Source organism: Acinetobacter sp. RG5 (genome assembly GCF_031844265.1).
GTDB lineage: Bacteria > Pseudomonadota > Gammaproteobacteria > Pseudomonadales > Moraxellaceae > Acinetobacter.
The window spans coordinates 13,229-26,304 of sequence record NZ_JAUZUV010000005.1 but is presented as its reverse complement, the minus strand read 5'-3'; the positions used below and the strand labels follow the sequence as shown (position 1 = coordinate 26,304).

12 protein-coding genes are annotated in these 13,076 nt (G+C 45.4%); 2 read left to right on the top strand and 10 right to left on the bottom strand.

Translation table 11 applies throughout. The features are described 5' to 3' along the window. Positions 1-101 precede the first annotated feature (101 nt). Together Q9R21_RS06920 and Q9R21_RS06915 are read right to left on the bottom strand one after the other, a co-directional pair. The gene (locus tag Q9R21_RS06920) at positions 102-632 is read right to left on the bottom strand and encodes an ankyrin repeat domain-containing protein (RefSeq protein WP_213686582.1); all 531 of its coding nucleotides are present in this window, start codon (positions 630-632) and stop codon (positions 102-104) included. A gap of 185 nt (positions 633-817) precedes the next feature. Continuing rightward, positions 818-2,332: a catalase gene (locus Q9R21_RS06915; protein ID WP_213686583.1), complete on the bottom strand. Its 1,515-nt coding sequence runs from the start codon at positions 2,330-2,332 to the stop codon at positions 818-820. A 227-nt stretch (positions 2,333-2,559) separates the two neighbouring features. Between Q9R21_RS06915 and dtd the strand changes: the two genes are divergently transcribed. Further along, positions 2,560-3,000, top strand: coding sequence for a D-aminoacyl-tRNA deacylase (gene dtd, locus Q9R21_RS06910; protein ID WP_311203993.1), 441 nt, complete (start codon positions 2,560-2,562; stop codon positions 2,998-3,000). Positions 3,001-3,010: 10 nt separating this feature from the next. Here the strand turns inward: dtd and Q9R21_RS06905 are convergent, their stop codons facing one another. From Q9R21_RS06905 to serB, 4 genes are all read right to left on the bottom strand, one after another. After that, the gene (locus Q9R21_RS06905; RefSeq protein ID WP_311203992.1) at positions 3,011-3,415 is read right to left on the bottom strand and encodes a hypothetical protein; all 405 of its coding nucleotides are present in this window, start codon (positions 3,413-3,415) and stop codon (positions 3,011-3,013) included. A 98-nt stretch (positions 3,416-3,513) separates the two neighbouring features. After that, the gene (locus Q9R21_RS06900; protein ID WP_044108790.1) at positions 3,514-3,993 is read right to left on the bottom strand and encodes an SCP2 sterol-binding domain-containing protein; all 480 of its coding nucleotides are present in this window, start codon (positions 3,991-3,993) and stop codon (positions 3,514-3,516) included. A gap of 141 nt (positions 3,994-4,134) precedes the next feature. After that, positions 4,135-4,470, bottom strand: coding sequence for a ciprofloxacin tolerance protein AciT (gene aciT, locus Q9R21_RS06895; protein WP_311203991.1), 336 nt, complete (start codon positions 4,468-4,470; stop codon positions 4,135-4,137). Between the two features lie 414 nt (positions 4,471-4,884). After that, positions 4,885-6,105: a phosphoserine phosphatase SerB gene (gene serB / locus Q9R21_RS06890; protein WP_311203990.1), complete on the bottom strand. Its 1,221-nt coding sequence runs from the start codon at positions 6,103-6,105 to the stop codon at positions 4,885-4,887. Between the two features lie 77 nt (positions 6,106-6,182). Between serB and Q9R21_RS06885 the strand changes: the two genes are divergently transcribed. Beyond that, complete coding sequence (locus Q9R21_RS06885; RefSeq protein WP_311203989.1) at positions 6,183-7,436, top strand: hypothetical protein; 1,254 nt, start codon at positions 6,183-6,185, stop codon at positions 7,434-7,436. A gap of 92 nt (positions 7,437-7,528) precedes the next feature. Here Q9R21_RS06885 and ppk1 read toward each other — a convergent pair whose 3' ends face one another. From ppk1 to mhpT, 4 genes are all read right to left on the bottom strand, one after another. Next, complete coding sequence (gene ppk1, locus Q9R21_RS06880; protein ID WP_311203988.1) at positions 7,529-9,592, bottom strand: polyphosphate kinase 1; 2,064 nt, start codon at positions 9,590-9,592, stop codon at positions 7,529-7,531. Between the two features lie 177 nt (positions 9,593-9,769). Beyond that, positions 9,770-10,717 (bottom strand): bile acid:sodium symporter family protein, encoded by a 948-nt coding sequence (locus Q9R21_RS06875; RefSeq protein WP_311203987.1) that lies wholly within the window; start codon positions 10,715-10,717, stop codon positions 9,770-9,772. 125 nt (positions 10,718-10,842) lie between these two features. After that, entirely contained in the window at positions 10,843-11,472 is a 630-nt protein-coding gene (pncA, locus tag Q9R21_RS06870; RefSeq protein ID WP_005105311.1) for a bifunctional nicotinamidase/pyrazinamidase, read from the bottom strand. 308 nt (positions 11,473-11,780) lie between these two features. Next, a complete protein-coding gene (gene mhpT / locus Q9R21_RS06865) occupies positions 11,781-12,986 on the bottom strand; it encodes a 3-(3-hydroxy-phenyl)propionate transporter MhpT (protein ID WP_311203986.1) in 1,206 nt (401 codons plus the stop codon). Positions 12,987-13,076 lie beyond the last annotated feature (90 nt).

The window sequence follows — 13,076 nt, the reverse complement described above, 5'->3', positions numbered from 1 at the left end:
GTGCTTATCTCTGCATTAAAGCATAAAAAGTCGTGCAATAATGCAGGATTTACGTACAGCTGGCTGTATTTGCGACAAAAGTATCAGAAGCATAACCCGCTTTATTTCTGTGATTTGACCTGAGCTTTTTCCTGTTCCTGAATCAGTTTCTGCAACTGTTTTTCCTGACCAATCACCTTGGCAAATTCGGCTGTGGTCTTTTGTCCGTTTTTTTGCACCTGGGCATCACAATCCACCTGACGCAACTGCTTGGCAATCGCAAATTCCATCTTGAATAAAGCCCCCATCAAGGCCGTATTGCCTCGATTGTCTCGAGCGCAGCGGTCTGCCCCATGCTTAAGCAAACTACTGACAATATCCTGATGGCCATAATAAGTCGCCATCATCAGTGGTGTATAACCGTCTTTATTGCGTACATCGACCGGAAAGCCATGTTTCAAAAATTCATGAATGACTTCGCTATTGCCAATTTTGGCAGCAGCAAAGAATAGGTCGACCAATTCCTGTTGTGAGTTCATCTGAACATTGTCCACGCTTTTAGCGGGGGAGATATCCTTCGCGACAGTCACGTTTGCGAATGCGGAACCTATCGTGAGAATACTGGCTAAAAACACAGATGACATAACTTTCATGATGAACTCCAGCAGAAATCGAAGGGGAATTTAAGTCTTGAAAGACTGAATTGTCCTGAGTTGAGATGAAAAACGGAGTGCCTGTAAAACTCCCCCTAGGGTGCAGGAAAGGTTTGGAGTATTACAGGACTTTTTGGAGGTGATGCGCTATGCCCTAGTCACCAGTTCCTCAAGACCAATCGGGATTAGTCTTTTAATTTTGCAGCTTTGGCTTTAACAGTCGCCAGGTTACCGTTCACTGCCTTGGTCATGCGGGTACCGTAGTCAGCATCTGCCTTGTAGAAGTAAGACAACATGATGTGCTTGGTTTCTGAATCTTTCACTGCACCTAAGTCAGCAGCAAGGTTCATGATCAGGTCATCTTTCTCTTTAGCCGTGTATGAACGGTACAGCTCACCTGCCTGCTTGAAGTTCTGCTCTTTCACACCAATTTGCTGTACATGACCAGATAATGGTGTTTGTACCGCACGTGCTTTTTCAGTGGCAGCTTTTGGCTCTTTACGGCTTGGCTCATAGTTCACATCCGAGTCACGCTCAGAGATATTCATGTAGCCATCCTGATTATCGTTGTTCACATTTACCACTGGACGGTTCACCGGAATTTGCTGGTGATTCGCGCCTAAACGGTACATTTGGGTATCTGAGTAAGAGAAGATGCGGCCTTGTAGCAGGCGGTCTTCTGATGGCTCGATGCCCGGAACCAGATTACCTGGCGCAAATGCCGACTGTTCAGTTTCGTTGAAGAAGTTCTTCGGCATACGGTTCAGCGTCAAAGTACCCACTTTGGTTTCTGGCACCAGCTCAGTTGGCCAGATTTTAGTTGGATCTAACGGATCAAAATCAAAGCTGTTTAGATCTTTAGGATCAATCACCTGGATATACAGATCCCATTTCGGGAAATTACCTGCATAGATGTTGTTATAAAGATCATTGGTCAAGTGGTTGAAATCTTTACCTTGCTGTTCAGCCGCTTCTTTCACGTTCAGGCCCTTCACACCCTGTTTAGAGCGGAAGTTGAATTTCACGTACTTGTATTCGCCCTTGTCGTTATACAGTTTGTAGGCATGTACACCGAAACCGTCCTGTTCGCGGTAGCTGGTTGGGACACCTTGCTTGCCATAAACATAAGTCAGCATGTTGGTTGCCCAAGGCTGGCTCGACAGGAAGTCAAATACACGGTTGGCATCTTGTACATTGGTGACCGGGCTTGGTTTCATCGCATGGATGAAATCCGGGAATTTGATCGCATCACGGATAAAGAAGACTGGCGTCTGGTTACCAACCAAGTCCCAGTTACCTTCCTGGGTATAGAACTTCACTGCGAAACCGTGCGGGTCACGTAAAGTCTCTGGTGAACCTTTACCATGAATTACGGTAGACATACGCACAAAAACTGGAGTTTTGGTACCGGCCTTGAATAAAGAAGCAATTGTTAAATCAGACAGATCTTTCGTAGTAACGAATTCACCATAAGCCCCTGTACCACGTGCGTGAACCACACGTTCAGGAATACGCTCGCGACCAAAACGTTGCAGTTTTTGAACCACTTGCACATCTTGCAGCAAAGTTGGACCTTGTGGACCCGCAGTGATCGAGTTCTGGTTGTCGCCAACTGGTGCCCCGTTATCTTTGGTTAATGGCGCAGCTTGGGCAGCTGTCACCGTTGCAAGCATTGCAACAAGTAATGAACGCTTAAACATTTCTAAATCTCTCAATTTAATACCTTTCCTGCATGCAGCTAAGATACTTGAGAGTAAAAAATAGATAAAACAGATAATTTTTATGCTTACGATCGTGTTTTTAGATAGTTTAAAATATTATCAATGATAATCAATAAATTAAGCCCGTTTTTTAGACATTAACTTAATAATAGATGAGTCTGATCTTGCTACAATGGCGGCATTTTTAAATCTGACTGAAATTGATTATGCGTGCATTATTACAACGGGTACTGGAAGCCCAAGTCGTGGTCGATGGTGAAACCACCGGGGAAATTGAAAAAGGAATTCTGGTTTTTCTAGGTTTAGGTAAAGATGACAATCTGGAAAAAGGCAAAAAGCTGATTGATAAGATATTGAAATACCGCTTCTTTGATGATGAACAGGGTAAAATGGGCTGGAACGTTGCCCAGGCCGACGGTGGTTTATTGCTGGTTTCACAATTTACCTTGATGGCACAGACCCAGAAGGGTTTACGTCCAGACTTTGGCCCAGCTATGCCGCCTGCCGAGGCTAAAGCACTTTATGAGCAGCTGGTAGAATATGCCCAAAGCCAGTTTGAACATGTGCAAACCGGTATTTTTGCCGCTGACATGAAAGTGCATCTGGTCAATGATGGACCGGTGACGTTTAATTTAGAAGTTGAATAATTTATTTTTATCAGTACTTTGATTTTAGATTGAGCGTGGTATCCGCTTCCATATTTGAATTGATTTTAATCCTGATATCGCCGGAGCTGCCTGCTTCAATATAATTATTCACGGCTGCAAACTTAGTCAATGGAAGTTTATTAGGTATTGCTTCACTGCGGCCTCCCCCTTGCGGATGATTGGGTAAAGGCAATCCGAAGATTGTTAGCCCTGTATCTCCGCTGGGATGGATCTTAAAAGCAATGCTGTCTCCTACAGCAATATTTTTTAGTTTTTTCTCTCCACCCTTATATTGAATGATGACGACAGCTAAATGCTGTTCACTCTGATTTTCCAACACAATATCAATATCATTCGGAGCAGGCTTACAGGAAATAAGCATAATCAAGATCAACCCTACATAGATTATTTTCATATCACTCTGATTATTATTTTTTTCGACTTATCCATTAAAAAACCGATTACATTTGCATGCAATCGGTTTTTAGTTATTTTTAAAGATTAGCTCTAAACTTAACGACCAGTTTTTTCTTTAATAAACTGACGTACCATTTTCACTTTTTCTTTGACTGGCTTTGGCAATTTTGGTGGAATCATCTTCGCCACTTGGTTAAACCAGACCAGCAGGCCGAAGTCACCTTCCATTTTGATCGTGCCACTTTGCATGCCGGTCATAAATGCCGTCGGGTCACCTTTGACCAAGGTCTTTACACCCTGCTCACTGTCAGCAAACTGCAACACAAAATCAGCTTTTTCAGCATCACCCGAAACCGTATCGATATGACCGTTATCCACAATAATCTGACGTGCCATGCCTTCATCCGTACCAATCTGAATACGGAATTGACGTCCATGTACCAGTTCAATGAATTTTGGGCTGGTACGTGCCAACTGCTTCATACGTAAAGCTAGACCTGCGACCAGTAAGTCCAGCGGATCTGTACTCATATCGATAAGAGGAAGTTTTAACACAGGAATGGATGACAGTTTCATGGAGGATGCCTATTCTAATTGTACGAAAATTGACAAATATCCTAGCATAGTTCTGGACTAGGTGGATTATGCAGTTTGTATCATATTTCCAAACTGAAAAATGCACCCATGGGTGCATTTTTTTCATTGCAACTTGTAGAATTAACGGCTTGAAAGCTGCTGCTGGTCGTCTTCATACACTGGCGTATGTTCGATGCAACGGCGTTTTGCTAAAGCACGCTCAGCACGACGATCTTCACGCAACAACAGGCCAGTCACGACCATCATGACCGCAGTTAACGCGCTCAGATAACTATACGTCATTGGTAGCTCAAACCAGGTTTGAGTTCCTACACGAATCACCTCGATCAGGCCCCATACCAGCATCCCGGCCGCCATAAAGCTTAACCAGCGACGATAAGGCGAGAAGAACACAGCAAGCACAGCTAAAGCGACTAAACTGAAGCCCACAATCGTTGCTAAATTCGCTGTTACCATATAACCCCCTCCATCCAGATAGATAGTTTCCGCTTGATATTGCAACGCTTCTATCTATTGAATTTCGTTAAATCAATAAAATGGAATCTGTTGATTTGTATCTCTATGCCTGCATTATGCTGAGTTTTTTGCATAAAAAAAGTCCTGTCATCCAGCCTAACGACATACTTTGTCGCGATATTATATTGTCATTACATTTTTTGCTTTTCACATTTTTGTGGATCAACGACTGCGCCAATGTTGGCGTGTCATTACAAAATTATCAGTAGTTTTTTTAAGTGAAAAAATTATTTTCCCGTTTAAGATGATCGATGTTTTTGTAGCCATATTTCAGATATTCCTTATATCACTCACATCATAAGCAATAAAAAACGCGACCCAAAGGTCGCATTTAAAATCAATCAAAGCCTGTACTTATGCACGGTTCAGGTCTTTATCATGTACGCCGAGCAGATACAGCACCCCATCCAGACCGACGCTAGAAATCGCCTGATTGGCATTTTGGCGTACCAATGGTTTGGCACGGAAAGCCACACCGAGTCCTGCAATGGATAACATTGGCAAGTCATTGGCGCCATCACCGACTGCGATGGTTTGTTCCAGGGAAATCCCCATTTCTTGGGCGATTTCACCGAGCAAGAAGGCTTTGCGTGCGCCATCGACGATATGACCTTTGACTTCACCGGTAACGACACCATCCTGCACATCGAGCGCATTGGCATGCACTTCATCAATATCCAGTTTAGTTTGCAGATATTCCGCAAAATACTGAAAACCGCCAGAAAGAATTGCAGTACGGTAGCCCAATGCTTTTAAAGTCGAAATCAGGCGTTCAGCCCCTTCGGTAATGGTCAGGCGCTCGGCAATTTTCGGGAGTACCGATGCGTCCATACCTTTTAACAAGGCGACACGGGCACGGAAACTTTGCTGGAAATCCAGCTCGCCTTGCATGGCACGTTCGGTAATTTCTGCAACCTGCTCACCAACACCGGCTTCAATTGCCAGTTCGTCAATAACTTCCTGCTCGATCAGGGTTGAGTCCATATCGAAGCAAACCAGACGGCGGTTACGGCGATAGGCATTGTCTTCCTGCACCGCAACATCGACATTCAGTTCATTCGACAGGCTGAGACAGGCCGCGCGCATGGCAGCAGCATCCAGCATCTGTCCACTTAAACCGAACTGGACACAGGCACGTTTTGGCCCGGCACTCTGACCATCTAAAGCTGGACGGCCAGACAGACGGGTCACGGTTTCAATATTAAAACCCTGACCCGAGACAATCTGGGTCACGGCTTGCAGATGAGAGGCATTTAATTCAGGGGCCAATGCCGTTACGATATAACGTGTGCGTCCACCTTCTTTGACCCACTGATCATATTCAGTCGCAGAGATCGGTTTAAAGCGCACAGTTAACCCGATATCATGTGCTAGAATCAGGATCTCCTTCATGGCTAATGCTGTCGCTGTCTGGTCTTCAGAGGCTACAACAATACCTAAGGTTAACTGATTATGAATAACCGCTTGCCCTACATCTAAAATCTGTAGGGAATGGGCGGACAAAACCTGCATTAATCGTGTAAATTGATTAGGCTGGTCAGGTCCTAAGAATGATATAAGAATGATTTCTCGCATGAATTGACTCGGGTCTGAGCTACAACTATTGTTAGAATCATAATCGAAATTGAACAGAATTGCCTTGGAAGTTTACGTTGAATGCGCCTAGACAAGGGCTATTTGCTAGCCTATTGATTGTAAGTTTTGCTCTGCATACCTTTTTACTGGTATTGGCAACCACTCACCAACTGAATGAAAACCGTGCCAATCAGGGACAGCTGATCACCAGTCAACTGGTGACAGACAGCCTGTCTGAGCTTGAACCGCCCAACCGCGTTTCTCTGGCGTTGCTGGCAAATCGTTATGCCACCAATCCAAGTGTCGCTTCCATCCGGATTCTGGATGCGAAAGCTCAGGTTTTAGCCACTGGCGGACTGACCAAAACCCGCGAGGGTGAAGTTTTTGTCCGTGATGCGCTGCAAAATGAGAAAAAAGTCGGTGTGATTGAAATCACCCTGATTGAGCCAAGTATTGGTGAAATTCTGCGCACGCAATGGCTGGCAATTCTGTTCTCTTTCATCATTCATGGTCTGCTCTGGGTCGTTTATCGTGCCGTGGCACGTCCAAGCCGAACCGAATATCTGGCGCGCATCAATAACGAATCGCGGCTGAAATTCGAGATTCAGACCCTGACCCAGGCATTGGAACAGGAAAAGCATAATGCGGCACTGGCGATTGCCCAAGCCCAACAGGCAGTGAAAAACAAAGCCAAAGAAAAAGAACATAAGCCGGCGGTACAGGAGAGCGATAGCCTGAGCTTAAACATCCAGTTCTACGATCCAAAACAGTTACTGGATAGCGTGAATAAAACCGTTTCGGTGCCTTATTTCAATCTTTGTCAGATTTTCCTGAATAAAGCCACCGAACTCTGTGTGCAACGCTATAAGTTAAATAGTTCTGATATTTGTACCGTACATAAATTTGATGAAAAAGGTGCCACCATCAGTATCGCAGCAGACAAACCGAATGCCCTGGCCTGCCTGACCATGATCAGTGCCGTGTTCCAGCTGCTTTCGGAAGTGCTGTATAAACGTTATCGTGAAGAAAAACGTTTTGTGCTACAAACCCGCAGCGCGATTGCCTCTAAAGTCGAGGAGATGCAGCTCAGCTCGGTACAGGCCGCTGAGCGTCTGACTCAGCATTTGGTCGCGAAAGAAAGTGCCTTGCATGTACCGAATACCTTGCTGAAAGATGTGAGTGATCACTTCCAGCTGGTCAGCATGCCGAATCCAACCAATGTCCTGACCCGTCATGCTTTTGTGGTGAATGGGATGGATGCTGAAAGCGCCGAGCTGGCACAGACTTTTAGAACCGAAATTCTAAAATCCAAACAGTCCAAAGCCTCATAAATATCCTTGAATGTTGCAATTAAAAAAGCCGGATTCAACATCCGGCTTTTTTATGGGTATAAAAAATACGCCAGTGTGTCTTGGCCTATCCCTTAAATTTTTAACTGTTTTTGTTCCAGCAGATATTGCTGGGCATTATAAGGCTGGACCGGATTCTGACAGGGGACTTTATGCCACTGACCATCGGCATCTAACTCCCAGGCATTGTGACAATCTTTTAAATAGCTGATCAGGCCATCTTTATAAATCCGTTTTTTCAGCTCTGGATCCAGCACCGGGAAACAGGTTTCAACTCTGGAAAACAGGTTGCGCCCCATCCAGTCAGCACTGGCACAATACAGTTTCTTGGCGCCGCCATGCTCAAAATAATAGACCCGGGTATGTTCCAGGAAACGCCCAACGATTGAACGTACCTGAATATTTTCTGACATGCCGGTGACTTGTGGAATCAGACAGCAGATTGAACGGACAATGAGGTCAATTTTTACCCCAGCCTGCGAAGCCTGATATAAGGCAGCAATCAATTGCGGTTCAGTCAACGCATTCACTTTGATGATGATATGGGCGGCTTTGCCAGCCAGAGCAAATGCCTTTTCCTGGTCAATCAGTTTCAGCAGTTCGCTATGCAGGGTAAACGGTGCATGCAGCAAGGCTTTCAGTTTGGCCATTTTGCCCATGCCGGTCAATTCCTGGAACATGCGGTGCACATCTTCACAGATATCCGGCTGTGTGGTCATCAGGCCGTAATCGGTGTACATTCGGGCATTACCGGCATGATAGTTTCCGGTGCCCAAATGCGCATAACGCAGTAATTCCTGATTTTCACGCCGGACGATCAGAATCATTTTGGCATGGGTCTTATAACCGACGATACCATAGACCACCACTGCCCCGGCTTCTTGCAGGATATTGGCCACCATAATATTGGATTCTTCATCGAAACGCGCCCGCAGTTCAATCACAGCCGTGACTTCCTTGCCATTCCGTGCAGCCTCTGCCAGCACCTGAACGATTTCTGAGTCTGGCCCACTACGGTACAGCGTCTGCTTGATCGCCAGCACCGCCGGGTCCTTGGCCGCTTCGCGCAGTAAAGTAATCACCGGCTGGAATGAATCAAAAGGATGATGCAGCAGTACATCCTGTACCTTTAAAATTTCAAAAATACTTTTCTGTTTACGGAAAATTTTCGGAATGACCGGACTAAAATGCGGATACTTTAATTCCGGACGCTCAAAGCTGGTACTCAGACGGGACAAATTGATCGGTCCATCAATCCGGTACAGTTCCTGTTCCGTCAAATCAAATTCATCTAGCAAATAGTCGATGATATTCTGTGGAGAGTCATTTTCAATTTCCAGACGTACTGCACGACCAAAGCGGCGCGAACACAGTTCGTCTTTTAAAGCCACTGCCAGATCATCAACATCTTCTGACAGTACCAGATCGGCGTTGCGGGTGACCCGAAAAGCATAACATCCGGTCGCTTTCATGCCCGGGAACAAATCACTGATATGCTGCTGAATGATCGCAGTCAGAAAAATCTGGGTGGTATTGTTTCCGGTGACGTCTTCCGGAATTTTAATCAGGCACGGTAAGGAACGTGGTGCTGGCACAATCGCCATCTCGATTTCACGGCCAAAGGCATCTTTACCTTCCAAGCTGATAATAAAGTTCAGACTTTTATTCACCAAACGTGGAAAAGGATGTGAAGGATCCAGACTGATCGGGGTCAATACCGGTTGCACTTCTTTGGCAAAAAAGGCTGCAATCCAGGCCTTATGTTTTTCCAGAAGATCCTGGTATTGAAGAAACTGAATCCCTTGCGCCTGAAGTTCAGGCAAAATCGCATGATTCAGCACCTCATACTGTTTGTTAACTGTGGCATGAATGGACTGGGACAGTTCTTGTAGAATCAGCTCGGTGGGTACAGCATCAGGCGTCCGGGTAGTCGCATTCAGGTCTTGCTGTTTCATCAGCCCGGCAATCCTGATTTCAAAAAACTCATCCAGATTACGGGAAAAAATAATCAGGAAGTTTAAGCGCTCTAAAATCGGTAAATTCGGATCAAGTGCTTGTGCCAAGACACGACGCTGAAATTCAAATAAGGAAAGTTCCCGATTAAAATAGGTCGCTGACGAATGCTGAAATTGTTCCATGCCCTCTCAATGCTGCTGATTACAGTCTGTTGTTTCACATCATTGAGGGGCGATCTTAGGCAGACTTCATGACACTTATGTTACAAAGTTCGATAAATCCATATAAATTAATATTTTAATTTTTAAAATTATAAAAAATCATCCTCTGGCTTGTTGCGCGCTGTCATCAAACTGCAATTAGGTGTCTGTTTTTTCAGTTTGTCTGGCAGCCCAATAAGTGGCTAAAGCTGGCCCTGAAATATTATGCCACAGGCTAAAAATGGCGCTTGGCAAAGCTGTCATTGGAGATGCAACAAAATGGGTTGCCGCCAAAGCCACACCCAGACCAGAATTCTGCATACCGACTTCAATGGATACTGCACGACAGTCTATTTCTGCCAAGTGAAATATACGACTGGCCCAATAACCCAGTAAATAGCCCATACCATTGTGTAAGGCCACGATTCCTAAAATCATTAACCCAGACTCCAGAATCTGGGCTTTACTGCCGGCAATAATCGCCGCGACAATTGCCACAATCGCAATCACAGAAATCAACGGCATGACCTGAATATAGGCCGTGACTTTTTGCTTGAGTAGCGCCCGTACGATTAAGCCCAGAATAATCGGGAATAACACCACCTGTAAGATCGACACCAGCATCGACCAGGCATTGATCTCAATCCACTGACTGGCCAACACATAGAAAATGGCCGGAGTTAAAATGGGCGCCAGTAAAGTCGAAACCGAGGTACAGGCGACCGACAAGGCAGTATTGCCCTTGGCCATATAGGTAATCACATTGGATGCAGTTCCGCCCGGACAGCAACCCACCAAGATTACCCCGATGGCAATCTCTGGTGGCAGCTGGAACAGCTTGCACAGCAAAAAGGCCAAACCCGGCATCACCATAAACTGGGCGACGACGCCAATCGCTACTGCCTTCGGACTTTGCAAGACACTTTTAAAATCTCCGACGGTCATGGTCATGCCCATGCCGAACATGATGATGCCCAACATCCACGGAATATAAGCCCGTAACCAGACAAAAACTTCAGGGATCATCAAGGCAATGCCGGAAAAAAGCAGCACCCATAAAGCAAAGGTTTTTTGGACAAATTGACTAAACTGGAGCAAGGCTGACATGGGTTTCATCCAGGTGACATTAAGGGAGAAAAAGCAAGATAAAACAGGCACCCGTTGATGCCTGAATTTTTATATTCAAATATAAATAAGATCAAAGGGATATTAAGTTCTATCCCTATCCAGTGTTAAGCTGCTTGAACAATATCTTTCACATAGATACGTTTCACGCCATGCGACAGCATATCCTGCCAGGCATGTTGCAAGGAACCATTCAGGTCAATGCCCTTGGTGGCATCGGCAATCACATAGGTTTTAAAGCCCAGTTTGCAAGCATCGATTGCAGTCCAGGCCACACAAAAGTCCGTAGCAATCCCGACCACAAATACGGTATCAATCCCACGTTCACGCAGATAGCCAGCAAGACCCGTCGGGGTTTTCTGGTCAGCTTCCATAAAGGCCGAGTAACTGTCGATCTGGGAATGAAAACCCTTGCGAATGATGAGTTGTGCTTGCGGTAAATTTAAATCCGGATGCAGTTCGGCATCGCGTGTCCCTTGCACACAATGCTTTGGCCATAAGACCTGAGTGCCATAATCCAGCTGAATGCTGTCATAGGCTACTTTGCCGGGGTGGTTGTCTGCAAAAGAAATATGGTTGTCCGGATGCCAGTCTTGGGTCAGGATAATATGCTTAAAATGCTGCCCCAATAGATTAATATTTGGAATAATCTGGTCAGCATTGGCTACAGCCAGATTGCCTCCCGGGGTAAATCCTCTTTGTACGTCTACGACCAGTAAAGCAACATTATTCTGCATCTGTTTTCATCCATTGAAATCTCGATTTATGCCCAAGCATAGCGCAAAATACCTCAGGATTTTTAGCTCTACGGTTAAAAATGGCATGACTGTGTATTCTCGGCATGTGTATATGAGCAGATCAATAGATTCATTGTTTTTGACAAATATGAGATGAGTTCCGGGCTTGTATCAAGCTAGATCTCTACAAAAAATAAGTTTTAAGATATAAAGTGATGAGCCTTTCTAATTAGAAAACAGTATATTTAATTCTTAAATTCTGAAAATAAAAAAGCCTGCAAAAGCAGGCTTTTTAAAACCCTGGAACATTACACTTTAGTGCGGTTCACCAGGAACAGCATACATAATGCAGAGATGATGATACATGGGATCGCAGCGCTAATGACTCCCGCAGCACCAAAACCTGCTGTCAATAACTGACCGGCAATGACTGGACCCAGCATGGCACCGATACGGCCAACTGCAGACGCAACACCAACACCAGTACCACGCACTTCAGTCGGATACACGATACTACCGAAGGCATACAGTACGCCCTGACAGCCAATCACGAAGGCACCGGCCAATGCGGCTGCCATATACATCTGGTTCAGCGAGCTTGCCCCATTCAGCGCCAGTAGACCTGCCAAAATACCACCGTACATCAACAGGATCACATAGGCTTTCTTCCAGCGGTCGGTCAGCATACCCAAAATAATCGTACCAATCGTCGCTGTAACCATGAAGTAGAACTGTGCGGTTGAACCATCCTTACGTGTGAAGCCAAGTTCCATAAACAATGATGGCAGCCAGCTCAACATGATGTAAACCACCATCAAGGTAAAGAAGTAGCTCACCCAGATACACAGCGTACGCAACAGGTTGTGCGAATTAAACAGGTCCTTGAATGAACCCTGCGGTGCAACAGCAAGTTCTGCTGCCGTTTTGTTCTGTGCTTTCAGGTATTCCTTCGATTCAGGCAAAAATAGCATCATTAGCGGAATGGCAAAAATCGGTAACAGACCACCGAGATAGAAAACATTTTTCCAGTTGGCACCAAATTCCGTCGCAGCAATCAAAGACAAAATCGCTGCACCGACTGGCATGCCGCAGTACATCAAGCCGACTGCACGACCACGATTTTGTGGAGAGACAGCTTCAGAGGCGAGTGTGATCAGAATCGGCATCGCGCCACCTAGCCCTGCTCCAGCCAGGAAACGCACTGCCAGCAAGCTGTTAAAGCTATTGACCCAAACCGTACATAAGGTAAATACAGCAAACACTGCTGTCGACCAGATTAAGACTTTCTTACGGCCAATACGGTCCGCAAATCGCCCACCAACCAGTGCACCCGGTAATAAACCCAGAATCCCTGCACTAAAAAACACACCCAACTGGGAACTATCGAGACCAAAATGCTCACGAATACCTGCAGCAGCAATTCCGGCTGCCTGAATATCTAAGCCTTCAATCACCGCAATCAGAAAACAGATCGCGACCGTGACGATAGCATGCTTATTGTCTGATTTTTCCATTGGATTATCCTTGTTCAATCAGCGTTACAAAAGACAGCCATCATCTATGAGCCTGATTGCAGAAATAACTATCAATAAGTTGAACGTTTT